Origin of the sequence: Streptomyces sp. NPDC060000, from assembly GCF_042737375.1 — a bacterium.
In the GTDB taxonomy this organism is placed as follows: Bacteria; Actinomycetota; Actinomycetes; order Streptomycetales; family Streptomycetaceae; genus Streptomyces.
Genome location: NZ_JBHWUU010000065.1, coordinates 1 through 25,423, shown reverse-complemented (window position 1 = coordinate 25,423; position 25,423 = coordinate 1). Strand labels below are relative to the sequence as shown.

The window sequence follows — 25,423 nt, the reverse complement described above, 5'->3', positions numbered from 1 at the left end:
ACCCAGCGGCCGCTGCGGATCGTGTCCACCAGCGAAAACACCGGTCTGGGGACCCAGGTACCCAGGTTCTGGGGCGGTTGCTGGGTCCACCTGGGTCCGCCCGCGCGATGACACAGATCAGCTGAACAGTGACACAGATGAGTGCGCCCACCTGGGGAAACAGGGGGTTGATGACACAGATGACACAGGTCGGCTCCACTGTTCAGGCCGGGGCGCGGGCCACGACCTGGCCGTCGTCGTCGTTACGTTCTGTGCTGATCACGAGTGTGCGCGAGGCATGATCAAAAGTGTCACGCTCCACCCCCGAATCCGCCCCGGAGAGGCCCCCAGGACCCGGGAAGCGGACATAAAGGAACATATTCAAGGGGCGTGACACTTTTCCGAAGGAGCGTGACAGTCGGTGTCACGCTCACGCTCCGTCAGCGCGGCACCTTCCGAAGCGCTCATCTGTCCCGATAGATGTCTTCGTTCGGGTCGTCCGGGATGAACTTGGGATCTGGCTCCCAGTTCCCGTAGAAGTCTTCCGGCGAGTCGGAGAGTTCAACTTCGTCACCGAGGTCTCCCAGCTGCCAGAACTCCTCGTTCTCGACGTCGAGGTCGCATGCGGAGCAGGCGAAGACGTAGGGAGTGAAAACCACGACGGGGCTGTTCGTCTCCTCGATGTGGGTGTCGCCCATGAGCCACCCCTGTGAGCCGCAGGCAGGGCAGGTCGTCTCCAGGTCGTGTTCCATGTAGCGGGGCGAGTGTTGTGTGATCGTGGCGAGCACGATCTCCCGTTCCTTCGACGCCAAGTGTCCGTAACGCTGCTCGAAGATGGCCCGTGCCTTGGCCAGCTTGCCTTCCAGCCGGATGCGGGCGGCCTGAACGCGTTCCTCGATCAGCCTGTCGTGCAGAGGGACGTAGCTGCCCCAGTAGTCGTCCGGAGCGATCTTCAGCTCCGCGAGCAACGGGTCGATCAACCGCAGGCATGTGGTGAAGACCGTCTGGACCTCCGCGACGTCATGAACGCCGCTGTGAGCAACGCCGTTGCGGGCGTTCGCGACGGGCTCCAGCGCCTGCTTGTTGATCGGGATCTGATTCCGGAGGATCTTGTGGACTCGGGCATGAGCTTCCACCAGCCCGATCGTCTTTGCCCGACTCGCGGGGGCTGAGGCGTGCGCGCCGTGGCCGGTGGCGTGGAGGAGCGAATCGAAGTCCCGGGCCTCGACTATCAGCGCCGGGTGGAGGCTCGCGAGGAAGGCTTTGAGGAGGTGTTCGGCGGCGATCCCAGCGTGGTGAACCGCGAAGTCGTATGACTCGGGCCCCTCCGCGAATGCCGTGAGTGCCGCGGTCATCCACTTCCGCGACGAGGCCTTGAGCTGTTCGGCATGCATGGAGTGGACCATAGGGCTGTTGGGGCGGCGGCCGACCCTGGATTTCGGTTGTCGGTGTCCGGGACCAGGCGGGCGAGTTCGGCGAGCAGCGCGGTGTGGGTGAGAAGGGGAGCAGGCAGGAGCCGGCGGCTGCTTCACGGGCGGCCAGGTCGCGGTAGTGCCCAAGGTTCGCGGCCAAAGCGTGGGCGAGCCACCGCGTCGACGTCCTGCTGCACGTACGACCCGGCGCGGCGGATGAGTTCGTCCCGGACGACTTCGTCGCCCTCACGGGGCTCGGTCTGCTCGCAGCGCCTGGAGCTCATCAGCGCGGGCCGCGACCCGGGCGGCTTCGCGCAGCTCGGCTTCCCGGGCGGTGGCGGCCGCGGCTTCGGCGGCGAGCTCCTCCTGGACGGCCCGCGAATAAGGTTTATAGCAGGCCCTGAATTCCGCATCGTCAGAACTCAAAATCTATCGACCGCACGTGCGTGAAATCCGCTCGGAGGCCGTCGGCACGGGTGCGCCAATCCGTGAAATACGACTCGGTGATGGCCTCAGCGACGATCGGATGCAGGTCTTCCTCTGTCGCACCGGCCTCCTGGAGCTGGAGGATCTGCGCGGCGTAGGTGGGCGAGATCGGCGTAGTGATGGTGCGTTCGCGGCCGTCGTCCGAGCTGCCCGTGCAGGTGAATCCGAAGTAGGCCGTCACCTCCACCATGATGCCGCTGGAGGTCGCCGCTCGCTCCCGCGCCTGCGCACTGACCTGCGGTTGCCACTGAGATTCGGTCTCCTCCACCAGGACCGCCTGCAGCCTCTTCTGAGGCTTCGTCTGCTGTCCGGCGCGGTAGCGCTGCACGGTACGGGGCGAGACGCCCAGCTGTTCGGCCAGGGCCTTCGTCGACCGCTTGGCGCGCGTGTAGAGGAATTCCATCTGGGCCTTCGCGGATTTGGGCGCGGGCCGGGTGAACGCCTTGCGCTCCGCCCGCTTGAGGGCGTCCAGGACCCTGTTGCGGCGCGGGGCCGGCGGCTGTGTGTCGTTGCTGTCGATCATTCCTCCAGCAGACATCCGTTCCCCTGTGGACAGATTCCGTGGCCGGGCGCCCCACCGTTGCGGGAGGGGTTGACGGCATAGATCAGCGGGTCTTGGGTGGAGGGCCACGTCCAGAGCAAGGGGGCTGGCCATGGATCTGCTCAGGCTTTCCGACCGGCTGCCGCAGTGTTCACGCTGCCGGGGCGACCTCATCATGAGCGGGGTGGCGCCGCAGAACGACGAACACGGGCGGCCGATCCACCTGGAGCTGTGCCCGGTGTGCGACACCGGTGACGTGGACCGCCCGGCGGCTGGCCTTCTCGTGCAGTGGTTCGCCAACGACGGCGGTCATGACGAGAGTCGCGTCAGGGAGGGCTCACACCTGCTGATGGAGTGGACGAAGGAGTGCATGGCCGCCCACGGTTGGTACTTGCAGGACGCCCTGCCCGACCAGCCCTGAGTCGTCGGCCGCAGACGTCTACCTCGGGGCACCGGGTCAACAGCCGAGCGTTACGCCTGTTCCAGCGCTCTCCTGACACTCTCGGCCGCACCAGGCGAGAGGATCTCAAGTAGCGCTGAGTCAACGTGACGGCCTACCTCGATCACCAGGCTCGACCCGTCCTCTTCTTCAAAGATCACCAGCGTGTCGGCATCACATGCATTGTTGACGGTTGTCTGAACGAAGCTCTGGACAGGGGACGCGGTCTGCGGCATTCGGCCTGTCGATTGGAGAAGGCCCTGTATCTGCTGGGCGCACGCTTGGGCAAACACCGTTTCGAAGAGCGGCTTCGAGGGCTTGGCCGAGGACGGCACATCCCTGTCTGCATCGCGAACAGCCTCCCGCCGACAGGCGTCTGGCGGTCCAGGGGGCGAGCGCGCGTCCGGTGAGCTCCTGGACGCGCATCGTAGTCGGCTGTGAACCGAGACAGCTCAAGGAATACCTGCCCAGGGCGCGCGCGCCGTAGGCACAGGTCCGCGGACAACTCGAACCAGCGAGCGGTGGCGGGCAGCAAGCTTCCTCACAACCTCTTGATCGTGAATTTGGCGGCAGAGTCGTTGTTGGCCCACATGGCGGCAGGCCACTTATCGCCTTCCCAATCTTCGTGCTCGTTTCTGCTCGTTCCGTTCAGGTAGCGCGTCGAACCGAAGTAGGCGGTTGTCACCTGGATGGTGTCACCTGCCCGGATGACCTGTGCACCGGAAACGCGGACCCCACCGTTGAACGTCACATCGTTGCCGCTGAGCCATACCGTGTCACTGTTGATCTGCAGCGGTTCTCCGTAAGGCCCGCGCAGGTCGGTGATCCGGGTGATTCCCTGCGCGTGCAGCTCGCCCTTGACGGTCAGGTCGTCGGTGACGGTGACATTGTTGTCGTTGAGGACTTCGACATGACTGTTGATCTTCAGCGATTTTTCGTAAGGTCCGCGCAGGTCGGTGATCCGGGTGATTCCCTGCGCGTGCAGCTCGCCCTTGACGGTCAGGTCGTCGGTGACGGTGACGTTGTTGTCGAAGGTGCTCGCCCCGGTGACGTTCAGGCCCGCGTCGACCTTCAGGCCTGCGGGCTGGCTGACCCGCAGCGGGCTGCTGCCCGCACCGCGCACCGATCCGGCGACCGTCAGGTCCTTCGCGGTATTGCTGAGGCTGACGTTGTCGGCGAAGGTGGCCGGGCCCTGGACGGTGAGGTTCCTGACGACGAGGTCAGGGATGCGTACGGTGACCGCCGTGGTCAGGGTGTGGGTGAGGGTGACGCCACCGGCTGTGACTTCGGCGCGCAGCATGAAACCGGTGACGGTGGTCAGGCCGCGCGGAGTGGGCCAGACACGTTCCTTGTCGAGGAGGACTCCGGCGGGGGTGTCGCCCCAGTGCATCGTGTACTTCGCGTCCGAGCCCTCCCAGCGGAGCACGGCGACCTCACCGTTCTCCACCATGATCTTCTCGGGCGCGAAATTCCGGAACACGAACCCGGCCGGGAACTTGTCCACCTCGACCGCAGCGTCCTTGTCGGTGAAACTCCCGTTCGTCGTTGACGAACTCTCGACGATCTCGATGGAGACCTGACCCGCCGTGCGGTTGACCGCGATGTTGGACAGGGTGAGGGTGACGATCTGCCCGGTGAACTGCACCGCGCGGGCCGGGGTGAAGGTGATGACCGCGAAGCCGCCGGAGACGGCGGGAGCGGACGGCGTCCAGCCGGTGCTGGCACCGGTCCTGATGTCGGCGCCCTCGGTGGTGAGGTGCTCGGCTCCCGCGCCGACCGGTACCCGGACGGTGATTTTGTTGCACCAAGCCGGCGTGGTGATCCCGCCGCCGGCATTGATGTTGACGGAGCCGTATTCGGTTTCCTCGGCGGAGCTCACCCGCAACGGCTTGGGGTCGGTCGACGGTTCGTACGGCAGCAGGTTGGTGGTGTTCACCATGATGACGCTCATGCAACAGCCCTTCGGTAAGCGGTGTCAGGACGTCTCGGTCGCGTCGAGCAGCAGGTATCCGTACCGGGCCTGCGCCTGCGGGTCCCCGAAGTGCGCCGCGGAATCAGCCGGAACGATCGGCAGCTCCACCCACTCGGTGTCCGACCCGCGCGGCTCGGCCCAGCTCCACGCCCCGTGCCAGGAAGCGGGCTGCGGCAGCACCACTCCGGCCTCCGTCGGCTCCTCCTGCGCCCGCGCCCGCCGGGCCTCCTCGGCTTTGTCGACCCGCTCGGCCGCGAGCAGGGGGCCGAGCCGGAAGGACGCCCGGATCCGCCGCATCGCCTCGGACACCAGGTCGTCGGGCAGTTGCACCTTCGTTACCGGGAGGATGTCCGTGGTGGCATGTACCGCCGCGTACGGATCCATCAGTAGCGTCAGGTGGTGCTTCATCGGCTGGTCCGGGGTGCGCGCGGGCACGGCCAGGCCGTGGCCGTTGTCGATCGGGGTCAGGTAGCCTCCGCCGCCCTGCGGCATGACCGCGTGGAAGAGGTCGTACGACGTCTCCTGGTCGGGCCCGGTCGCCCCGGCGAAGTAGCCGATGAGCCCGTCGCGGAGGCGCTTTTCGTTGCCGAGCCGGACCGGCCAGCGGTAGCCGTCGTACTCCTCCTGCGACTCCCCAAGGGCCTGGTCCCAGCTCGGGTTGCTCAGCAGCGGTCCTTCGAGCTCGACGCCCAGATCGGCGCGCACCAGCGCGAGCGGACGGCCGATGAGCCGCAGTGGAGAGCCGTCCTCCTGGGCCGCGTCGTCGAGGATGGTGTCGAGGGTTTGGTCGATGGTGTCGAGCAGACCGGTGAGCGCGGCGGCGGGTTTGTCCTTCAGGGTGCGGACGAACCGGGCCAGGTGCGGCATGGCGTCCTCGAACTCCTGGGCGTCGACGTCGGGATGGGGCGAGCCGGGGAGCGGTAGCCACACGCTGTCGTCCGCGCCGTCGATGTCCTTGACGACGCGGAGTTCGCCGAGACAGACGCCGTCGGGTCCGTGGACGACGAGGGTCTGGTCGAGATGGTTGAGCAGCAGCCAGCCGGCCAGCGGGTTTTCCGGCGTGGCCGCGCGGGCCATCGGTGAGAGCCGCTGTCCGTCCACGGCGCGTACGGTCTCCAGCCGGACGCGGGCGCCCTGGAGGAGACGCGGGCCGAGCTGGACGAAACGGGCGGTGCCGACGAGGTCCTCGTCGAGGACGCTGTCAGGGGCAACGCTCTCGGCGAGGGTGAGGGAGACCTGTTCGTAGTTGCCGCTGTTGACGATGTCATACGTGCGGCCGAAGCGATCGACGATGCGCAGGTCGTGAAAGGTGAACTGGCCGGCCCGGACCGGCTGGAACGGTGTTCCGGGGTCGTCGGCGGGCGGTTCGAGCGGCCCGCCTTCCGGGACGCTCTGGATGTCGCCGACGAGCCTGGCGGTGGCCTCGGGGACGTGCACGGTGGTCCTGGCGGTGCCGTCCTGCTGGACGAGCCAGTCGTGGAAGCCGTCGAGGCGCTGGGAGAGCAGTCCGGGGTCGCCGACTTCCTCGCGCAGGGCGAGCAGGCCTTCGGTGGGGGCGCCGGAGTAGGTGTCGAGGTAGCGGTCGATCTGCTTCTGCAGGACGAACGGCGCGCTCGGGGTGAGGAATGCCCGGTTCTTGAAGGTGAGCCAGCGCAGGTCGGCTTCGCCGCCGCCGGGCTGGGCTCCCAGGCCGGACCATTCGTAGCGGCTGCCGTTGAAGGTCCAGTAGGTGGTGTCGTCGGCCTGGAAGGGCGTGGGGCAGTACTTCAGTTCGTATTCGAGGTGCATGGGCAGCCAGGGCTGCCGCCATGGCGCGGTGTGCTCGGGGACGGGCCCGGTGACGGCGGCGGGGTCCTTGAGAGCCGCGTCGAGAGCGCCGGGGACTCGGGCCACCTGGTCGAGGAGGGCGAACTCGGCGAGCAGCGGGGTGCAGGCGTCGGGGAGTCCGGCCAGTGGGGGGCTGGGCGCGGTGGTGGGTCGGTCGTAGGTCCTGCCGTCGACGGTGATTCGGGTGATCAGGGCTTCGGGGAGGCGGCAGGGCAGCGGGGTGTCCCGGGTGAGGGGTTCCTTGGCACCGGTGTCCTTGATGAGCACGACCGGGTCGGCGGGGCGGTAGTAGGACTCGCGGGCGGTGCGTTCCAGCTGGTAGCGCGGGCCGAGTCCGCGCTCGGTCGCGTACTTTTCGATGTCGGCCGCGAGTTCCTCCGGGGTGGTGCCGGTGGGCAGTTGCCTCAACAGGACGAACTGCTCGTCGAGCAAAGCCTTGGTCCGCCCGGCCAGACTCGTCGGATCGTTCTCGTCGAGCTGGACATCGGCTGCGGCGTCGAACCCCGCGGGGTGCTCAGGGGTGAAGGCGGGGACCGGCTTGTTGCGCAGCCACCAGATGTTCCACAGGCGCTGCTGGGAGCGGCGGAGCCTGGGCGTGAGGTCGTCGTACTGCTGTTGGACAGCGTTGAGTTCGGTCAGCCACCCGGGTTCCGGCGGCGGGGGCGGCAGCTCGTCGTCGCCTTCGACGGGGCGCGCGGTCACCTTCCACACATGGCCGCCGTCGGAGCCGGAGAACCAGGAGTGATGGGTGAGGGTGTCGAGATCCTCCTCGCCGTCGGCGGTGTCGAGTGTTTCGAGGGTGCCGTGGAAGAGCGAGCGTACGAGGTCCCCGGTGCGCGCGGACCGGGTCTGGCGGGCGGCCAGCCGGCCGAGGGCTTCGGCGCTGCTGCTGCCCAGCGTGAGGATCTTGCTGAGCTCGATGTTGCTCGGTTTGTCGGACGCGTGGGTGGCGCCTTCGCGCTGCCAGTCGACTCCCAGCGCCGAGCCGCTGTAGAGGGTGCGGTCCAGGGCGTCGGCGGCGGTGCCTTCGGGGGTCCCCCAGCCGAGTGCTTCGAGGAGGTCGGCCGTCCCGTCCGCGCCCGGCGGGAGCAGGCCGGGCACGGACGCGGCGCGGTTGAGGTAGTCGAGTGCGTCGTCGCTGTACCAGCCGACGACGAAGTAGCTGAGCGTCGCGTCGGGCGGGTAGTTGTCCAGGCCGCCTTTGAGGTCCTCAAGGGTGTCGTGGATCGAGAACACGTCTTTGTTGTACGGCTGGTAGGCCGCGAAGCCGGGCAGTCCGGGCCCGGCCGCGGTCAGGTGCGGCTTCTGGGCAGGTGGTTCGGTCCACGGTGCCCGGGTGAGGTCGTGGCGGCGGCCGAGGAAGGTCAGCTCCAGCGGAGCGCCCTCCGGCGAATCGGGGTTCGGGTGCTTGTTGGTGCCGTAGACATCGTTGCCGTCGGCGTCCTGGACCGGGCGGCTCTCCAGGTAGTCGCTCTGCACGATCCACCCGACGGCCTTGCGGTCCGCCGCCGCCGCTGTGGTGCTGTAGCGCACGACCAGCCAGCGGTTGGGGACGAAGGGGAAGGTCGTCTCACCCGTCGCCTGGTCGTAGTGCCCGTTGGCCAGCGCCTCGGGCAGCTGCCAGTGGACGTAGACGCCTTCGCTGTCCGGGCCCATGGTCTCGGTGCCGACGCCGGGGGGCGGCTCCGCGCCCGCGCCCTCCTCGATCATGGCGTCGAAGTTCGGTTTCCACCGGTTGAACGTCTCGGCGCGGGTCAGCCGGTTGACGACAAGGGCGTGCACCTTGACGGGGACGATCAGGTCCGTGGCGCTCATCAGGCGGTCTCCGTCCGGGCAGCGGTGCCGGTGGGGCTGAGGATTTCCTGTTCCAGCGGGGCGTTGACGAGTTGCAGGGCCAGTTGTCCGGGGTCCAGGTCGGTGAGCCCGAACTCCCGGGCCAGGGCGGGCACCAGGCCGCCGGTGCCGAACATCTGAAGCACCGCGGGTCCGGCGTCCGGGTCGGAGCGCAGGTGGAGGTCGAAAAGGCTGCCGGTGGCCGGGTAGTAGGTCTCCAGCGGGGTGCCGATCGGCGGGTCGGCGGCCAGGCTGCGCAGGCCGAGGCGGTTCCCGGAATCGATGCCGTAGTGGATGCCCTGCCCCGGTTCGCGGATGACGACCTTGTCGGGAACGCCGTCCCACAGGACGAGCAGGATCCTCTTGTCCGGTTTGGCGCGGCGCAGTTCGGTGAGGACGGTGCCGTCCTTGAGGTAGGCGTTGACCTTGATGTCCGGCCAGGCGGGGATGAGTTCGGAGTGGATGAGCAGTCCGCCGGCGGCCCGCTTCGTGCTGCCCGACCGGGCGGTAGCCCGGTTGAGTTCGGTGGCGAGGCGGCTGTCGACGGAGGTGTGCACGCCGACGTCGGCGGCTCCGGCGACGAGCGCGTCCAGCCAGCCCTGGTCGAGGCGGAACATCCGCAGGGATTCCAGGGGCAGCATGCGCGGGTCGGGCACGAGGTGGTGGAACGGCACGCCCTGGAGCAGGCCGAGGCGGGCCTGCCAGGCGGCGATGGCCCCGGCGTTGCGTTCCGCGGTGGTCCGCAGCAGGGAGACGGAGCGTTCTTCCGCGAGCACGGACCTTGCCTGTGTACGTGTCACTCTCGGCTGCGGTGTCCTGCGTCCGGCCTCGTCCGGCAGCTGGGGGCTCTTGAGCCCGGTGCTGAGCCGCTCGCGGAAGCCCGCGGAGGCGAGTTCGCGCAGTGCGCCGAGGGCGGGTGGGGCATCCGGGTCGACCGAGGCGCGCGCCGGATCGGCGGCCAGCGCCATCAGTGTCGTCGCCCGGTTGGCGAGTTCGCGGCGGGCCCGGCTGACGGCGGTGGTGTATTCGGGGTCGGCCAGGCCGATGGTGCGCCCGAGAGTCCAGGCGACGGCATAGCTGACGTCGAAGATGCCGTGCTCGGGCTCGTAGATGAGCGCGTGGTCGGAGGTGGTGTGCGGGCCGGGGCTGTGCTCGGTGGGCACGTCGAAAGCGGTGACCGGGGTGGCCGGGCCGCGGTACCAGGCGAAGGTGCGTTCGCCGGAGAGGGTCAACTGAGGGACGGCGGTGTAGCCGCGTTCGAGGCGGTCGCGGACGTAGCCGTCCTCGGGGTCGTCGGTGACCGGTGCGGTCACCGGCAGCCGCAGGGCGAGCTCTTCGAGCTCTTCGGGGTCCGCGGTGCTGGGGGCGACGAGGTTCTCCAGCAGTGCTCCGGGGTCGGCGGCGGGCCCTTCGCTGCTGGTGAAGCTCCAGCTGTGCAGCGAGCACAGGCGGACGGCCGTGGTGCCGCCGGGCAGGGTGCCGGACAGGCGGCCCTCGAAGCCTTCGAGGGAGACGAGGTGGACGGCGTAGTTGCCGGGATTGTGGGGGAAGCGGTTGGCGTTGACGACCGCGTACTCCCCTTCTTCGAGGACTTCGCCGTCGGCCCGGGTCCTGTTCGCGTCGACGACCTTGCGGACGTGCGCGAGGTAGTACATCTCGTCCTCGCGCGGGGCTACCGCGTTGAAGAGGTCCGCCGGGACGTCGATGGTCCGGCACTTGCTCCGGGCCTCGGCCTCGTCGACGCCGCCGGACGGCAGGTTCGGGCCCTTGACCCCTGCCTCGGCAGGGTTGCGGAGCTCCTCGACGGTGCGCAGCACGGTGTCCCCGGACGCGGCGGGGTCGTCGGGCAGTTCGTTCTCGCCGAAGACGAGCAGGGCGAGCCAGGGCGGGCGGGCCGGGGGCTGCTCGGCGCGGGTTCCGGCGAGGTTGCGTTCCCAGGGCAGGATCGACCGGCTGAGGGTGATGTGCGGCAGGGTCCTGGTGTAGGCGCCGGTGCTCTCGCGCGGCGGGTAGTAGGCGTGGACGGACGCTTCGCTGAGCACGAAGCGGACGGCCTTGATCTCGAAGGTCTCCTCGGACGGGAGCAGCTTGTCCTGGGCGTCCAGTTCGCCGTCGGCGTCGCTGAGGGTGTTCTTGACCACGACCCGGTAGTCGCCGGGGGTGGCACGCGGGATCAGGTGGTCGAGGAAGTGGATGCGCAGATCCGGTTCAGCGGTCACGGCCGGTCACCTCGTCGCGGTGGTGGTCAGGGGCGGGGTGGTCAGGCTGCGGCCGGCGAGTGCGGCATAGCCGGTGAGCGGACTGTCGGTGCCGGTGCCGGGTCCCGCGCCGAGCCGGGCGAGGGTGCTGAGCACGGCGGTGCGGCGGACCTTGACGGTGGGGGCGGCGACGGTGCAGACGATGGTCCGCACGCTCTGGTCGTCGGCCCGCGGCTCGGGCCCGGCGGGGTCGGACACGCGCAGGGGCATGCGACCGCACGGGAGTCCTTCGTACGAGAGCGCCTTTGAGGTGACGGGCCCGGTGTCGGTGCCGTAGTCCGGCTCGGGGAGGGTGATCCTCAGTCCGGTGAGGCGGTTTTCGAGCAGTTGGTCGCCGTCGAGCGCGTCTCCGGGTTTGGCCAGGGGCTTGCCCCACAGGCCGGGGGCGACCGTGCCGGTGACCGGCTTGACCACCCAGTGATGGTCGGTGGGGTGGAAGGCCGTGCCGTCCTTGGTGATGGTGACCCGGTGGGCGGAGGTGACACCGGTCCTCCGCATGGGGCGGATGTCGATGGTCCCCTCGTCGGACTGCTCGATCAGTCGTTCGTTGATGTAGAGGTGCGAGGCGGGGATGCCGGCTTCGGTGGTGAAGGTGAATCCGGCCGAGGAGACGAGGGTCGGTTCCTTGGCGGCCGCACGCCGGGCGATCTCGCCCTGATCGGCGTCGGCGAGCAGGCCCTCGTTGGGGATGACCCTGACGGGTGCGGGGATCTGGGTGCGGAACTCGGGCCATTCCACGGTGGGGGTGTTGTCGCGGGAGGAGCCGAAGCCGAAGCTGAAGGAGATGAACCAGAGTTTGACGGTGGCCCGGCCCCCGAAGGGCGGCAGCCACAGGTGGAGGTCGATGCCGACCTCGACGGAGATGCGGACCCGGACGAACCAGACCTTGATGGTGGCCGCGACGCCGATGCTGATGCCGAGCCGGACATCGAGGTAGAAGGGTTTCCACTGGACCAGCACGTCGAGGTGCGCGGTGAACCACGCGGAGAAGATGCCCTTGTCGTAGACGGCGGCCAGGCGCCCGCCGAACATGAACGCGGCCGGAGTGATCGCGGCATAGGCCTCGGCCCGCACCGTGATGTCGCTGGCCGGGGACCACACGAACCCGAGGCGCTTGGGCCGGGGGTAGTGCGCGGGGACGTTATAGGCGGGGTGGTAGCCGCCGAGGCTGATGGCGAAGTCCCCGGCGCGGCTTCCACCGGTCCAGACGTAGACGGCCAGGCCACCGGTGAGTTCGATCGACGGATCGAGCACATAGCTGCCGGGCAGCAGGGCCACGTCCATGGACAGGCAGTGCTCGGCGGAGCTGAAGCCGAGGCTCAGGCCGATGTTCACCCTGGCGATGGCCCGGGCGTTCGGTTTGAGGGTGCGCGGCAGGCTGACCGAGGTACGGCCGAGCAGCATCGCCTTGACGGAGTCGCCGAGTTCGATGACGGCGAGGGCTTTGGTCTCGATGAAGCCGAAGCTGGTGAACTTCACTCCGGCGGCGATCCAGTACTGGCCCTCGGTGGGGCGGATCCAGCCGGTGGGTCCGGTGAGGGCCTTGAGCGCGTCCTCGGGGGTGTACGGCGTCGGGGCGGGGTCCCCGGGCAGCGCTTGAGCCGCGTCCAGCCGTGCCACCAGCGGGAATTCGGCGAGCTCGGCGCCGGTGGGCACCTTCTTGAAGGAGCTGTTGATCCCGAATCCGGCGGAGAAGCCGGTGACGGTGAAGGGCGGCGGGCCGAAGACTGAGGCGCCGCCGAGGAGGGAGACCTCGCCGTAGATGAAGACCGAGTGCCAGCCTTCGACGCTGCGCGCCCACACGGCCTGGGCGCCGAGTTCGACCGCCATCGCCTGGACCAGGATCAGTCCGGCGAGTTCGAAGTCGAGGGTGGGGTCGTCGGGTGTCTTGTTGAGCAGGCCGCCCTTGAGGCCGATGAGCCCGTCGGCGGCGGTGGCTTCGATGTTCATGCCGTGCAGGAAGGGCAGCAGCGGGAAGCCGCCGCTCATGCCGACGTAGAAGCCGAGCCCGGCGACCTGCCAGGTGAGAGAACCGACCGTGACCTGGCCCTGGAGCTCGATCAGCAAACCTTTTTTAAGGTCGTAACGGAACACGATCGCGGAGAGGTAAACCGGCCCGAACTGCTTGCCGATCACGAACTCGTATTCGAGCCCCGGCTTGTCCGGGCTCTGCGGATCCGGTCCGAACTTCGGCGGGACGGTGATCACCAGTGCCGGGGTCGGATTGCCCATGACCGCGAGGTGGACCGCCGCACTCACGTTCTTGCCCAGCGGGACTCCTGCCGCTTCGTTCACCACCGGCAACTGCTGGAGCGGGCCGAGGTTGTACTCCGTGACCACCCGGTTGATCTTGATGACGTCTTCGGCGCTGAGGTTCTCGGAGACGTACATGATCTGGAGCGCGGGCAGGGACAGCAGCCCGTTGCCGATCATGGGTCCGACCACCGGCAGCCCGGAGCCGTCCCAGTCCGTGCGGGCCCGGACCATGGCGACGGTGGTGGCCTTGGGTTTGCCGTCCTGGCCGGTGCGGCCGAGCACCGTGGTCCGCAGCACCAGCACTTCCACCGGGTTCGCGCCGGTGCCGTGGTCCACCGGCGCCTCGGCGGTGACCATCAGGTTGTCCGTCTTGCCCATCGGGTGCTGGTGCAGCTGGACCCGCTCCAGCCAGTCGACCAGCGGTCCGGGCAGTTCGACGTCGTACTCGCCGAGGGCTTCGAGCAGCGGGGTGATCAGCAGCGGCGGTCCGTCGAGGGGCTGGGCCGTGCCGATGGACTCCTTGCGCAGTTCGGCGCGGAACTCCAGCGGGTCGGCGACCGCCCCGCCGAGCTGGAAGCCCACCCAGGGCCCGGTGCCGGGGCACCGTCCGGCCGCGGCCGCGGCCTGGCCGGCGGCCAGCAGGACCCGCAGTGACCGGCCGCCGGACAGTCCGGACAGGTCGACGCGGGCGACGGCGGTCTGGAGCAGCCAGGTCGCCGGGCTCGCTTCGAAGAGCAGCGCGTCGACCGCCGTGCCGGTGGCGAAGAACCGGGCGCTGGCCGGCATCGCCTCACCGGCCAAAGTGACTTTGCCGGTCACTGTCAGAGCGGCGCTGTCGGCAGTCGCCTCAGTGAGGGTCAGAATGCCGCTCGGCAGGTGCTCCAGAGATTCGGACTCGCCGGTCAGCCCGAGCCGCCCGGTGTCGACCTCGAACGTACCGGCACCCCCCGCCGGGAACAGTGCAACCAGTTCGTCGACCGTCAGCGCCATGGGTGACCCCCGCCTGTAGACACGGTTGGGTGAGGTGCCCGCGGAGCGCAGGCTCTGTCGGTCCCCCACATATCGGTGCCGGGGGAGTGCTTCATCGCGAGGTTGCCCTGCCACCGGCCTGCCTCACCGGAGATGCTGCTGTCCCCCAGCGAGACCGCCACCGTCGGCCGGGCCCTCGTGTCCTGACCGGCTTCCTGCGCCCGCACGGGGCCCGAACTCCCCGACGTGAGGGCGGCCGCAGCTGCCCCGGCCCCCGCCGGCCCGACGGTGGCGAGCACGCGCACCACGAACCGGCCTCTCCTACGCCGCGCTGTCTTTGCCCCGCGGGACCGAGGTCCCTCCGTCACGTCCATGAGCTCTCCCCCTCCGATGGCGGCCCGCGCGGCTCTCCGCGTCGGTGAAGCCGCGGCACAGCGGCCCGCCGGCAGTGCCCCGCCTCCGCCAGGGGCGAAAGACAGGACGCACCCGATGGCAACGCAGAGCAGTCGATTGATTACCGAGTGTGATTCATGAATGGGTCGGCGGCATACCCCTCCGGGGTCGCATTCACCGGAACGTGGCCCTCCGCACCCGCGACAGCGAGCCGGACCGCGCGGGACGCAGCGCCGGCCGCGACCCTGAACTGGCCGAGTTCGCTCGCCAGGACGTTCGGATCCAGAGGGCGGCCAGGCTGGTCACCGGGCCAGCTGGGCAGCCGCCAAAGATCCTCGTCCTCCAAGACGCCTTCTTGGCGGAGGTGACGGCATTGGTCGGCGTGGGGCGACCGGCTCCTGCAGCCGGTGACGGGCCCGCAGCCGGTACCGCATCCCACCGCTCTCGCCTTGTGCCTCCACCGGCAGGTCACGGTCATCCCCCAGCTCGTAGAGCTGCTCAAGTACCCACGCTGGTGCAGCCTTGTTGACCACCGCGTGAAGCAGGAACATCCGTACCGCAGTCACGGGCAGGAATAGCGCAGCGTTGGAATACCGCCTCTTCGCCAGTCTTCTGGGCATGTGGAGCCCGCCTGGTATGTGGTGTGGGTGCAAGCCCCCGACCACGTGAAGCCCGTGCCCGGCGTCTCGTACGACGACGTCCCCACGACCCGGCTGCCCCCGCCCCCGGCGGAGCAGCAGATCCTCGGGGAGCGCCGGCCCTCGGGCTGGGTCCTGCAGAAGCTGGACGGCGGCCGCGGTCCCGGCCGGGGCGTCATCCACGCCGTCGTACTGCGAGGAAGCACCCGCCGGGACACCGCTACTGACTCTGGACCAGGCGCTGGACGCCGCGGAGCATCCCGGGACCCGGTTGTGTGCGCTGTGCGGCGCGGCGGCCGAACTGGACCCGATGCTCAAGGGTTTCGACCACGGCTTTGAAGATTGATCCGCAGGGCTCAGGCGGGGGTCCGCGACGCGATCAACCGGTTGGTGAGCTCTACCGTGGCCAGGTACCACCAGAAGATCCAGTCGAGGAACGCTTCGTCGTACTCGCGTTGCTGACCGGCATTGCTGTGTCGCAGATCGAAGCTGTTGGCGATCTGGAACAGGGCGCCTTCGTCCTTCTTGTGGAGGTGCTCTTTGATCAGGGCACGGCGTTCCTCGAGGATGCGGGCGAGGTTAAAGATCGCCGATCTCTTGCTCTCAGCCGATGTGTCACGTCCTCGGAAGAGCGCGATGGCGTGGCGAACGCCGGCGGTGGTGTCGGGCGGGCTGTCGTTGAGGGCGCGGTGCACCAGCTGGCTGCGGGCATCGTCAGTGACGGCGACCAGGCGCCCGAGGTCCTCGCCTTCCGTGGCGAGTTCGTACTCGAGGCCAGCCGAGCGTAGGAGTTGATTGATCTTCCACCGGTACAGGACGCGTGCCGGACCGTTGTGGAATTCCGAGTGGTGCCATCCGCAGCCGCTGTAGGAGTGGTAGCGCCGCATGCGGGGGCGGCTCACGAGGTCGTGGAACACCTCGATCAGCCCGTAGAAGGTGTCTTCGTCCCACGTCTCCGGTGTCAGAGGCCACAGATCTGGGATGCCCAGGCGCCTGTCGATCACCTCGGAAGCGTCGGGCAGTTCGCTGGCATCGTCGACGCATTCCTCGCCGAACACCTCAACTAGGTAGCCCTTGTCCTCGAACTCACCGACGATCCGTGCGAAGTCACGCCGTGTGTCCCGTGGAGTGCTGCCGTCATGCGACAGCCCACTGCCGCGGCGCTGCGGCCAGTAGGGTCGGGGGGCTGCCGCGTGCCGGAGCTCGCCCGCCCGGTTGACCAGTCCGGTGAACCACTCCCGTTTGCCCGTCCCGGCCCGGTTGCTCCAGCCTGGAGTGGTGGACGACCAGGGGTCGTCCGTGGGTGCATCACGGTCTGGCAGCTCCTCGAAGTCCGCGACCGCGGTGGTGCCGGCCAGGGCCTCGGTGATGAGCCAGGTAGCTCGGTCTACCCATGACGAGTCCGAGGTGCGATCCGAGGCGCGAAGGATGCGCTCGCCTTCGGACGCGAGTAGCTCTGCGGGCCAGAGGAGTTCGTAGTTACTCAGGTCCAGACTCACCGCAACATCATCACCCATCAGGGATGTGTACCGGCCCTGAGTGACGGATTCCCGTCTCAGCCTCGAATGAGGTCCTGAAACTGCGGACATCCGACGGCATGCCACTCCCTGACGAGGACCTCCCCCTCAACCACCACGACCTCGGCGTGCCACGGCAGGCAGTCGTGGCACGCATGGATCTCGTACGAGTTGCCATCGTCGTCGAACGCCTTGAGGTCGACGGAGCCGACCGGCGCCCGGTAGGTGACGTCCTGCTGCGAATCGGAACCTTCTGCCATGTCGGTCAGTATCTACTCGCTCTAGCGTTCGGACGGCCCTTCGGGGCTGGGATCACGCGCCGGGATTTCGCTGCGGCGCCGCCCACGGCTGGGTCATACAAAGTGACGGTCAGTCACCACACACCGTCCCGGAGTGTCGGGAGCGGGGTGCTTACGAGTAGGCCGCGTACACGATCGATATCAAGATGCCGAGCAGAATGCCGACGCCGAACCACCGTAATCGTCCCTCCCAGTCGGGGAGGATCACTGGGGGAGGTGGGGTCACCCTTGCCTCGACTCGTTTCGCGATGTCGGTGAGCGACCTGGTCACTTGCTCAAGTCTCGCCGTCTGGGTGCTGTCACCCTTCAGGCTTCCGACCTGGTGTGTCGCCGTGCTGAGATCGTTGAGGCCGTTCTCCAGCCGAGTGGCGAGCCCGTTGAGGTCGCTGCCGTCGTCGTGGCCGAGAACCCCCTCCAGGCGCCTGACGAGCAGGTCGAGCGAGCCGAAGTCGAGCTTGGCGGAGGCATTGGACAGTTGGTCTGCGGCGTGGGTCAGCTGGCCGGCGACGTCCTCGTTGATGCTCTGGCTTGCATGGGTGAGAAGGCTGGCGACGTCCTCGTTGATTCGGTGGGAGGCGCGCGAGATCTGGTCGGCGACGTCTTCGTTGATACTCCGTGCGGCCAGGGAGAGCTGGCTGACCGTGTCAGGTGAGATAACACCGTCTCGCAGAGCCTTTTCGAGCATCTGGGAAAGCGCGGGCGCGGACTTCCCCAGCTTCGTGAGTGTGGCCTTGGTCTGCGGGTCGATCTCGTTATGGATGTTGATGTTGCCGTGGTGGTCACGGCCGACAAAGGCGCCGCCGAAGTTGTTCTGGACGGTGCGCGGTTCCTGAGGTGTTGGGGCGTCGGTGGTCACCGGTCGTCCCGGGTGTTGATGTTGATGTTGCCGTAGTGGTCATTGCCGATGAAGGCTCCGGAACCGTGGTTGTGCTGGGAGCCGATGGTGACCGTCTTCGTCGGTGCCGGCGTCTTGAGTTCCTCGATATCGGCTTGGGCGTCGGAGTGAGCGTCGAGAAAGGCGGCAAAGAGGTCGGTCCAGGTGTCGGTGACGGTGCGCTCAGTGATCTCACGCCGGGCCAGCGCTGCCGCCTGCTCATTCAGTACGTGCAGGGCAGCGGCCTCCTCCTCTGGGTTGCCGCCGCGACGGAAGATGGCCGAGATCCGGGTGCGCAAGGCGTCGGCCTGGCCCTGGAGCAGGTAGGAGAGGACACCGCTGGCGGCTCCTGTGCTTACGGCCATGACTGTTTCTTCGTACATGGGACGGCTCCCCGGTCAGCTGGTGGGTGGCGCTCGTGTGGGTCCGTGCGATCCGGCCCGGAGCGTCTCGCGGGCCAGGGCTGATTGACCGTACCGGCCGTGGCACGGCCCTGGCCGGGCAAAGCGGGGTGCTGACCAAAAGGCGTTGCTCGAGGCGTGTTCACTTCGCCTCAGCCGCTGAGCCCACCGTCGTCCCATCGGCGGGCTCAGTGACAACTATCTAGTTTTGGCACACTGGTCCGGTGTGACTGAGCGCTCCAGTCGGCGAGTTGAGCACCTCATCTGGTCCTTGTTCCAGTGTCCGGAGGATGATGTGCGCATGCAGTCGGGCAACGACCTTCCGAACGATCGCCGGGCCGAGTATTTCGGCCAGTGCGCGGTGATGATGCTCAACGCGCTCCGACAGGAGAGTGACGCGAACCCGTTTTCCGAGCTCACCAGCGTCGACCTGTCCGCGGAAACCGAGCCCGGGCACGAAGGAATCTACGACCAGGCGCTGTCCAATGCCCTGGCCGCGATCGTCGCAGCGGAGTGGCCAGGAAAGGAAGCGAACGGCGAGGGCCGTGTGCACTTTGCGAGGCGCCTGTTGGAGGTGATCGCTAAGGAGATTCGGCCCGACCCGGCGACGGGCCTGTGCGTCATACCCGATCGCGACGCCGACGTCCGCTCCCGGTGGGAGAAGGAAAACCGTGCGCCCGAAGGCTTCTGGGACACCCGGATCGACGTTGCCCTCCTGACCGATGCGCTCAACGTCAGCGGTCTGGCCCGCCATGGAAGCGGAACGGGGCGCCTGCAGCACCGTCACGTCCACGCCCTGCTTGCCCTCGACCACCACCCGGCCCTGAGAACGCTCCTTGAGGCCCAGTCTGACCGCGATGACGAACGGGCCCAGGGCGAGGATGCGCGGTCGGCCGATCAGGCACGCGCTCTACTGGAACTCATCGGTGATGAAGAGGCCAAGCGCCGTGCGGAGTCGGCCGAGAACCCCAACGAGTACGACCCCAGGCACAACCCTGATGGCTACGACTTCGAGGAGTGCCCCGTGTGTGGGTACGAGACCTTCTGTGTCCAGGGCTTGGACATGTGGGGGCGGGTCGGCTTCGGGCAGTGCGTCGTCTGCTCGTACAGGCGCAGTCCCCGGGTCGCTGACCAGGAAGGCTTCGGCGACCACCTCACATGGCTGATGGGAAATGACTGAACGCTCAGCTCGCCGAGTGTCGCGCGCACTCGTCAAGTGAAGCGCTCAGTCACATCCGGGCTCGCAGATGGTTCGGGGAACGGCCTCTACAGGTCGAACTCCAGGTGCTCGATGTCCGTGAACCGGACCTCCTCCAGGCTCCCGGCGCGGCGGCCGCCGTCCTGGAAGTACACCTCCTTGAGCGCTTCGGCAGCGATCTCCTGGAGCTCCTGGTCGGTGGCGCCGGCCTCCTGGGCATCGAAGAGACGGGCGGCGTAGCGGGGCGGCAGGGCGACGGTCAGGTGCCGGATGCGGTCCTGGTCCGTCGACCCGATCGGCGCGGTGTAGCCCATGCGGGCGCGGGTGTCGACGACGATGCCGCCGGTGGTCGCCGCCTTCTGCCGGGCCTTGGCCCGGATCTGCGGCTGCCACCGCTTCTTCACCTCGCGCTCCAGGCGCGCGGCGAGGTCCGGGCGGGGCTTCTTGATCTGGTCTTTCACGTACCGCTCGACGGTGCGCTGCGAGATGCGCAGCATCTGGGCGACCGGCTTGGTGCCGCCCAGCTGCTTGACCAGGTACCGCATCTGCGGGCCCGCGTTCTTGGGCGCCGGGCGGGTGAACGCCTTCTGCACCGCGGCGTCCAGGCCGTCCCCGAACAGGCTCATCGTCGCCTTCTCCTACTCTCCGTTGTCGACGTCGGTGACGGTGCCGTCCTTGATGTACCGGGCGAGGTTGAGTTCCGGGGCGTTGAACCGCTCGCGGACCTCTTCGCCCCACAGGACGCTCTGGGTGCCCTCGTGCTTGACCAGGCCGGGGTTGATGCCGAGCTTGAAGCCGCCCGGCAGCGGCTTGCCGTCCCGGTAGGGCAGGAAGTCCAGCGGGCTCTCGCCGCCTGCCGCGTAGACGACGCAGTCGGAGAGGATCGCGATCGGGTACTGGCCGGTGAATGCCGCGTGCTTGACGATCTTGCGGTGCAGGTTGATCCGGGTGCGGGAGATGACTGCCGCGCGGATGTCGGGCCGCCAGGTCGGGCGGGACAGTGCCCGCCACGGCTCGCCCGGCCGCCAGCCCTCACCCCGGGGCCGCTCGCGCAGCTTGCCCAGGCCGCCCTTCACCGTCGCCTTGACCGCGGAGACGACGATCGCCAGCTCCGGGTCACGGCCGCGGTAGCCGTCCATCGCGGTGAGGAAGTCGGCAGGCGACAGGTCGGCGTCGACTCCGAGGTCGGCCATCGTGGCGAGGTACGCGTCGCGCAGCCGGTTGTACCAGCCGTCCAGGTAACGGCCGCTCTCGTACCGGACGTACGCCTCCAGCGGGCGCACCTCGTAGCCGAGCTCCACCGCGTACGCCACGGTGGGCGTCGCGTACCAGGCCGGGCCCTCGGGGCGGTCGCCCTTCGGCGTGAACGGGCTGGGCAGCAGACTGCCGTCCAGGTCCGCCCACTTGTCCTTGCCGAGCTTCACCCTCGACAGGTCAACGTGGGACAGGTCGACCAGCCACGAGCCGGGCAGCTTCGGGTCTAACACCGGCGCCTTGACGTGCGTCGGCGCACCGAGGCCGACGACCAGGCCGTTCGCGCCTGCCGCGAAGGCCATGTTCACGTCGATGCCCACCAGGTGCCGCAGGGTGCACTCGGCATCCGTCATCGGCCGCGCCCAGTCGAACGCCTCCTCGAACAGCTTCTCGCCGGGGCCGCGCACGTGGAAGCGCGGCAGGTCCTTGAGGAGCGGGTGTCCGTCGGGGGCCTCGCACGGCGCGCAGTCCACCGGGTCCTTCCCCAGCGAGCCGGGGTTGTGCTCGGAGTGCCGCTTCCCCGTCGCGTCCGGCTCGGAGGCCCGGGTCGCCGGGTGCAGGGCGGTCATCAGTTCCAGGCCGGTCACGGCGGTCGATCCGCGCGGCGTCATCACCCGGGACGCATACACGCCCAGCACACGGGCGAGTTCCGCCGGCGGGAGCTGCCCGGCCGCGCCCCAGTGCCGGGTATCCAGCGCGTTCCAGGACGGGATGCACAGCTGCACGCAGGCCCGCTCCGAACCGGTGGCGGGACGGTAGATCCGCGCCCACGGACCGAACCCGCGCTTCGTCAGTTTCCACTCCGCTCGGGCCAACTGCTTGATGACCTTGTGGCCCTCGGGGATTCGCCCGGCGAGCCGCTCCTCATCCGTGAGAGTGGTGGGCAGGCCGTAGCGCTCCAGCGCGGACTCAGTGAGTACGAGCAACGGGTCGGCGTCCTTGCCCGGCCCGGACAGCTTCGGCTGCCCGAACTTGGCCTCCTTCAAGGTCCAGTCGACCAGGGCCGGGATGGACTTGGCGGGCACGTCCAGGACCAGGCCGCCGGTGCAGTACGCGAGGACCTGGCCGTCGTCGTCGACGTCGACGACCGCGAGCGGGCCGTTGGCGAAGCGCGGGTCCGTTCCGCCGGCCGGGGTGTTCGCCGGGGCGGCCTTCCGCGCGGCCGGGCGGCGCGACGTCGACGACGGCCTGGCGGTGCGGGCCGGACGCGACGCGGCAGCCGGAGCAGCGGCGTTGTCGGTGGGGCGGGGCTGGGTGTTCTCAGAAACAGTCATGGTCGCAGCCTCGGAGGCCGGGGCTGTGGACAGAGTCCGCGCTTCCGGAGCCGGGGCGGGGACGCTCGTGAACGTCTCCGGGACCTTGGCCGTGACACCGGACGGGGCGTCGGCGTTGTCCGTGGGAGCCGGGTACATCGCGGCCCATCCGTCCAACAGGTGCTTGTACGCGGCGAGGCGCGGTGGGCGGGGCATCGTGCGGCCGGTCTCCCAGCCATTGACGGTCTCCCGCTTCGTCTGCAGCGCGATCGCCACATCCTCCTGGGTCAGACCTGCCGCTTCACGCAGCCGCTTCCGCTCGGTCGGCGGCGGCAGCAATGGGCCGCGGGCCAGCAGCTCTGCGGCCCGCGCCATCAGTTCTTCTTCCGTGGGCATACGGCGACCTCCTGCACCCACCCTATCGAACCTCACATTGGAAATCACATCGAACGTCACCTTGAACGTAACTTTTTAGCTCACGTGAGTGTATGATCACGCTCGTTCTGTGATCTCGTGCCCGACAGAGGCCAGGCGCGGCACCCGTCACCAGGAGGAACGGTGGAACAAGGAACAGCCAGCGGCCTGGCGGTTCTCTCTGAGCAGGAGAGTTCTGAGGTGCTGCACCGGCTGATCCTCCCGGCAGCGACGCGAAGCGCCGTCCGGCAGCCTGGGCCGGTCGTGGTTGTCGTCGCCGGGCAGCCCGGCGCCGGGAAGGCCGAGATCGCCGACCTCGTGCAGGCTGTGTTGGACCGCCGCGGCGGCTCCGTACGCGTCGGCCGGGACCTGTACAAGCCGTTTCACCGCCACTACGCCGACGCCCTGGCCTCCGATGTCCGTGCGGCCGGAGCGGTGGTGCGCCCCGATACCGCGCGCTGGCAGGCCGCCGTCGAAGCCCACGTCCGCGAGATGGGCTTCGACGCGGTGGTGGAGTCGGCGCTCGCCGACTCAGACGACTTCCACACCTCGTCTGCCGCCTACCGGGCCGCCGGGCACCGGATCGAGGTGGTGTCGCTGGCCACCGCGGAAGCCCTGAGCCAGCTCGGCATCGCGGACCGCTTCCTCACCGAGGACGCTGCCGGCGGCGGCCGGTATGTGTCCTGGGAAAACCACGACGGCTGCGCGACGAACATGCTGTCCACGCTGGCCGTCATCGAGACCGAGCAGCTCGCCGACCGCGTCACCGTCGTACGGCGCGACGGCACCGTTCTCTACGCCAACGAGCTCACCGCAGAAGGTGGTTGGCGGCGCCGGACGGCTGCGGATCGAGTGGTGCGGCGGGAGCGGTCACGGCCGTGGACCGCGCCCGAGACCGCCTCTTTTCGCCGCGAGCTGGCCCGCACCGACCGGCGCGCGCACGCCGAACTCGTCAGCGAGGACCGGCGCCTGGCCGTGCAGCGGGACACCGAGCGCGCAGCCGCCTGGTCCGAGCCGGTCCGCCGAATCGCCCAGCCCCGCAGGCGCGCGCCCGGCGTCGACTACCACCGGCTCTCGCCCGACGAACACCGCTGGATCTTCGAGGAGCTGATCGCCCCGTCGTACCTGAACCGCATTGTGCCCCGCGACGATCCGCGCGCCGTGTACGTCCTGGGCCAGCCCGGAGCGGGCAAACTCCTGGCCGCCAGGATGGTCCGCCGCGCCATGCGGCCCGGCACGACCCGCCTGGTCGGCGACGACTTCAAGGCCTCGCACCCCGACTACTACCAGCTGCTGCGCGACGATCCCCGCAGCGCCGGGGCAGCAATCCGATCCGACTACAAGGCGTGGTTCGCCCAGGCTGAGGAGTACGTACGCCTGCGGCGCGGCGACGTCCTGATCGAGGCCGCCCCCGGCAGCGCGGAGGAGTTCCTCGACAGCGCCCTGCCGTTTGCGACCACCGGCTATCCGGTCGAACTCGTGGTCCTGGCCGTACGGGAAGCCGACAGCCGGCTCGCCACCGCGCTGCGCTACGCCCGGGCGCTGCAGCGCGGCGGTACCGGCCGGTTCAGCACACGCGCCGGGCACGACACCTGCTTCCGCGCGCTCGCCGACGTCGTCGCCGTCGCTGAGCGACACCCGCAGATCGCGGCCGTGACTGTGATCCGCCGGGACGGCCACGCCCTGGTGCGCCACGAGGCCGGCGGCGCCGGGCGGGCCTCGTGGGCGCTGACGGCGGAACGGCTCCGCCCGTACACCGAGCAGGAGGCCGCCGCGTTCCTCCGCCTCCACCAGGCGCTGCGCCGAGCGCTCCCGCATCGACCGGCCGCACCCGCCCGTCTGGTCCCTGCCCATCCCACTACGGGCCCCGGGCTACGACTCGTTGAGCCCCCTCAGCCGCGCCGCATAGACGGCGGCGATCCGGTCGGCCTCCTCCGAGTCGGCGGTCACCAGCTGCGCCTGGTCGGCGAGCGCGGCCTGACGGGCGGCCTTCAGCTCCTCGATCCGCTCCTCGTCGGGCACTGGTGCGCGGCGCTCCGCGAGGATCTGCGTGTTGTACCAGTTCACCACCTCCTGGACGGCGTCCTCCGCCGCTTGCTCCTCGCCGCCTTCCAGGCCGGAGAAGTCGGGCTCATCTGGTGTACCGGGCATGGCAAACTCCTTTTGATCTTGATTGGGCGGTTATTGTCCCCGCCGCCTCAGAGCCCTCGCCCACCACGGTCTCTCCCCTGCTGTCTCCTCTCCCAGCGGCGGTGTTTCAGCGCCCAGCGCCACGCCCTGACCCGCCGATGAATTCGGCCGATGCGGCTGTCGAGCACGTGATACTCGGGATCGGCCAGCCGGACCAAGTCCTGGTCGACGCCCAGGGAAAGACCGAAGAAGGTGCCTTCCTGGACTTCTTCGAACAGGGCGACGCTGCTGACGACGACCGTGTTGATCGGCACGCTCCCCCGGTACGCCGCGCGGGGCTCGGGCAGGAGAACCGTGTGACGGATGTCCGAGAGGTCGAACCAGTCGGCAGAGACGGCGAAGGCGTTGGAGCCGAAGTCGTTGACGCCGACGTACCACGAGCGATAGCCACCGACGTTGCCGAAGTAGTGCTCTTCGAAGTAGCCGTAGCGACGGTTGCCGAGCCAGGCCCGATGGATGACGGTGCTGTCGTCGGGGAGAGTCGCGAAGGTGCTCTTGCCCAGCCGGATCCGCGTTGCGTTGACCCGTATCCAGGGCCTGAACCACCAGCTGGTCGTGGTGATCCCGTACATCACCACGACGTCGTCCTCACACCAGGTGACCAGGTAGCAGAGTCTCGACAGGAGCCAGGTCCGGACAGTGAGCTCGACTTCCCGCTCCCCGTCATCGGCTCCTTCGGGCTGCTCATCCGGGGCGAGTCGCGTGGCGTGCAGCGTCGACTGCCACCTCGGCTTGTCGAGCAGGGACTCGACATAGTCATGCCGGACGCCCGGGGTGATCTTGCGGAGACGGGTGGTGACATAGCGCCGACGGCCGACGGTGCGGCGCCATCCCTCGGTCAACGTTTTGGTGAGGGTCCAGCTGGCGACCAGGACTCCCGCCACCTGCCAGAGGTTGAGGGTGGTGCTGTACCAGGGCTCGGGATTGTGCGACATCCCGTGAGTTCTTCTGAGCCGCGCTGAGTCCCTGGCCGCGTGGCCAGGGGGTTCTTCCTCCTTCGGGTGCTCTGTGGCCTTCTGA

At 68.7% G+C, this 25,423-nt stretch carries 16 protein-coding genes and 1 pseudogene; 4 read left to right on the top strand and 13 right to left on the bottom strand.

Annotation, left to right across the window (positions count from 1 at the left end; translation table 11 throughout):
• Positions 1 to 443: 443 nt before the first annotated feature.
• Complete coding sequence (locus tag ACFWBB_RS29690) at positions 444 to 1,373, bottom strand: hypothetical protein (protein WP_385278437.1); 930 nt, start codon at positions 1,371 to 1,373, stop codon at positions 444 to 446.
• Between the two features lie 433 nt (positions 1,374 to 1,806).
• Positions 1,807 to 2,400 (bottom strand): telomere-protecting terminal protein Tpg, encoded by a 594-nt coding sequence (gene tpg / locus ACFWBB_RS29685; RefSeq protein WP_385278435.1) that lies wholly within the window; start codon positions 2,398 to 2,400, stop codon positions 1,807 to 1,809.
• Positions 2,401 to 2,530: 130 nt separating this feature from the next.
• Here tpg (ACFWBB_RS29685) and ACFWBB_RS29680 point away from each other — a divergent pair, with 130 nt between their 5' ends.
• Positions 2,531 to 2,839, top strand: a complete 309-nt coding sequence (locus tag ACFWBB_RS29680; RefSeq protein ID WP_385278433.1) for a DUF6300 family protein — start codon at positions 2,531 to 2,533, stop codon at positions 2,837 to 2,839.
• Between the two features lie 559 nt (positions 2,840 to 3,398).
• Here ACFWBB_RS29680 and ACFWBB_RS29675 read toward each other — a convergent pair.
• From ACFWBB_RS29675 to ACFWBB_RS29660, 4 genes are read right to left on the bottom strand one after another with little or no spacing between them, the layout of a single operon-like run.
• On the bottom strand, positions 3,399 to 4,808 hold the full coding sequence (locus tag ACFWBB_RS29675) for a hypothetical protein (RefSeq protein WP_385278431.1): 1,410 nt from the start codon (positions 4,806 to 4,808) through the stop codon (positions 3,399 to 3,401).
• A 24-nt stretch (positions 4,809 to 4,832) separates the two neighbouring features.
• Positions 4,833 to 8,471, bottom strand: coding sequence for a hypothetical protein (locus tag ACFWBB_RS29670; RefSeq protein ID WP_385278429.1), 3,639 nt, complete (start codon positions 8,469 to 8,471; stop codon positions 4,833 to 4,835).
• Complete coding sequence (locus ACFWBB_RS29665) at positions 8,471 to 10,708, bottom strand: hypothetical protein (RefSeq protein WP_385278427.1); 2,238 nt, start codon at positions 10,706 to 10,708, stop codon at positions 8,471 to 8,473. The genes ACFWBB_RS29670 and ACFWBB_RS29665 overlap by 1 nt, the downstream gene beginning before the upstream one ends.
• 6 nt (positions 10,709 to 10,714) lie before the next feature.
• A complete protein-coding gene (locus ACFWBB_RS29660) occupies positions 10,715 to 13,993 on the bottom strand; it encodes a DUF6603 domain-containing protein (RefSeq protein WP_385278425.1) in 3,279 nt (1,092 codons plus the stop codon).
• 956 nt (positions 13,994 to 14,949) lie between these two features.
• Here ACFWBB_RS29660 and ACFWBB_RS29655 point away from each other — a divergent pair.
• Positions 14,950 to 15,349: pseudogene (locus tag ACFWBB_RS29655) on the top strand (DUF6233 domain-containing protein); the annotation flags it as partial.
• 10 nt (positions 15,350 to 15,359) lie between these two features.
• Here the strand turns inward: ACFWBB_RS29655 and ACFWBB_RS29650 are convergent.
• From ACFWBB_RS29650 to ACFWBB_RS29635, 4 genes are all read right to left on the bottom strand, one after another.
• A complete protein-coding gene (locus tag ACFWBB_RS29650) occupies positions 15,360 to 16,502 on the bottom strand; it encodes a hypothetical protein (protein ID WP_385278423.1) in 1,143 nt (380 codons plus the stop codon).
• A 56-nt stretch (positions 16,503 to 16,558) separates the two neighbouring features.
• A complete protein-coding gene (locus ACFWBB_RS29645; RefSeq protein ID WP_095850056.1) occupies positions 16,559 to 16,780 on the bottom strand; it encodes a hypothetical protein in 222 nt (73 codons plus the stop codon).
• Positions 16,781 to 16,931: 151 nt separating this feature from the next.
• The gene (locus tag ACFWBB_RS29640; RefSeq protein ID WP_385278421.1) at positions 16,932 to 17,675 is read right to left on the bottom strand and encodes a hypothetical protein; all 744 of its coding nucleotides are present in this window, start codon (positions 17,673 to 17,675) and stop codon (positions 16,932 to 16,934) included.
• Positions 17,672 to 18,076 (bottom strand): hypothetical protein, encoded by a 405-nt coding sequence (locus ACFWBB_RS29635; protein ID WP_385278419.1) that lies wholly within the window; start codon positions 18,074 to 18,076, stop codon positions 17,672 to 17,674. The genes ACFWBB_RS29640 and ACFWBB_RS29635 overlap by 4 nt, the downstream gene beginning before the upstream one ends.
• Before the next feature lie 319 nt (positions 18,077 to 18,395).
• Here ACFWBB_RS29635 and ACFWBB_RS29630 point away from each other — a divergent pair, with 319 nt between their 5' ends.
• Positions 18,396 to 19,274 (top strand): hypothetical protein, encoded by an 879-nt coding sequence (locus tag ACFWBB_RS29630; RefSeq protein WP_385278417.1) that lies wholly within the window; start codon positions 18,396 to 18,398, stop codon positions 19,272 to 19,274.
• Positions 19,275 to 19,360: 86 nt separating this feature from the next.
• On the opposite strand, the gene tpg (ACFWBB_RS29625) is transcribed toward ACFWBB_RS29630, so the two are convergent.
• Together tpg (ACFWBB_RS29625) and tap are read right to left on the bottom strand one after the other, a co-directional pair.
• The gene (tpg, locus tag ACFWBB_RS29625; RefSeq protein WP_385278415.1) at positions 19,361 to 19,918 is read right to left on the bottom strand and encodes a telomere-protecting terminal protein Tpg; all 558 of its coding nucleotides are present in this window, start codon (positions 19,916 to 19,918) and stop codon (positions 19,361 to 19,363) included.
• A gap of 12 nt (positions 19,919 to 19,930) precedes the next feature.
• Entirely contained in the window at positions 19,931 to 22,195 is a 2,265-nt protein-coding gene (gene tap, locus ACFWBB_RS29620) for a telomere-associated protein Tap (RefSeq protein WP_385278413.1), read from the bottom strand.
• Positions 22,196 to 22,357: 162 nt separating this feature from the next.
• Here tap and ACFWBB_RS29615 point away from each other — a divergent pair, with 162 nt between their 5' ends.
• On the top strand, positions 22,358 to 24,505 hold the full coding sequence (locus ACFWBB_RS29615; RefSeq protein WP_385278411.1) for a zeta toxin family protein: 2,148 nt from the start codon (positions 22,358 to 22,360) through the stop codon (positions 24,503 to 24,505).
• Here the strand turns inward: ACFWBB_RS29615 and ACFWBB_RS29610 are convergent.
• Positions 24,412 to 25,338, bottom strand: a complete 927-nt coding sequence (locus ACFWBB_RS29610) for an ETEC_3214 domain-containing protein (RefSeq protein WP_385278409.1) — start codon at positions 25,336 to 25,338, stop codon at positions 24,412 to 24,414. The two genes, ACFWBB_RS29615 and ACFWBB_RS29610, sit on opposite strands and share 94 nt — an antisense overlap.
• Positions 25,339 to 25,423: the final 85 nt, after the last annotated feature.

What these genes read in the sequence shown, in the direction of transcription:
- ACFWBB_RS29645 (WP_095850056.1), bottom strand. Translation starts at nt 16,780, where the DNA reads ATGGCAGAAGGTTCCGATTCGCAGCAGGACGTCACCTACCGGGCGCCG.
- ACFWBB_RS29630 (WP_385278417.1), top strand. Translation starts at nt 18,396, where the DNA reads ATGCAGTCGGGCAACGACCTTCCGAACGATCGCCGGGCCGAGTATTTC.
- tpg (WP_385278415.1), bottom strand. Translation starts at nt 19,918, where the DNA reads ATGAGCCTGTTCGGGGACGGCCTGGACGCCGCGGTGCAGAAGGCGTTC.
- ACFWBB_RS29670 (WP_385278429.1), bottom strand. Translation starts at nt 8,471, where the DNA reads ATGAGCGCCACGGACCTGATCGTCCCCGTCAAGGTGCACGCCCTTGTC.
- ACFWBB_RS29660 (WP_385278425.1), bottom strand. Translation starts at nt 13,993, where the DNA reads ATGGCGCTGACGGTCGACGAACTGGTTGCACTGTTCCCGGCGGGGGGT.
- ACFWBB_RS29610 (WP_385278409.1), bottom strand. Translation starts at nt 25,338, where the DNA reads ATGTCGCACAATCCCGAGCCCTGGTACAGCACCACCCTCAACCTCTGG.
- tap (WP_385278413.1), bottom strand. Translation starts at nt 22,195, where the DNA reads ATGCCCACGGAAGAAGAACTGATGGCGCGGGCCGCAGAGCTGCTGGCC.
- ACFWBB_RS29675 (WP_385278431.1), bottom strand. Translation starts at nt 4,808, where the DNA reads ATGAGCGTCATCATGGTGAACACCACCAACCTGCTGCCGTACGAACCG.
- ACFWBB_RS29635 (WP_385278419.1), bottom strand. Translation starts at nt 18,076, where the DNA reads ATGTACGAAGAAACAGTCATGGCCGTAAGCACAGGAGCCGCCAGCGGT.
- ACFWBB_RS29680 (WP_385278433.1), top strand. Translation starts at nt 2,531, where the DNA reads ATGGATCTGCTCAGGCTTTCCGACCGGCTGCCGCAGTGTTCACGCTGC.
- ACFWBB_RS29690 (WP_385278437.1), bottom strand. Translation starts at nt 1,373, where the DNA reads ATGCATGCCGAACAGCTCAAGGCCTCGTCGCGGAAGTGGATGACCGCG.
- tpg (WP_385278435.1), bottom strand. Translation starts at nt 2,400, where the DNA reads ATGATCGACAGCAACGACACACAGCCGCCGGCCCCGCGCCGCAACAGG.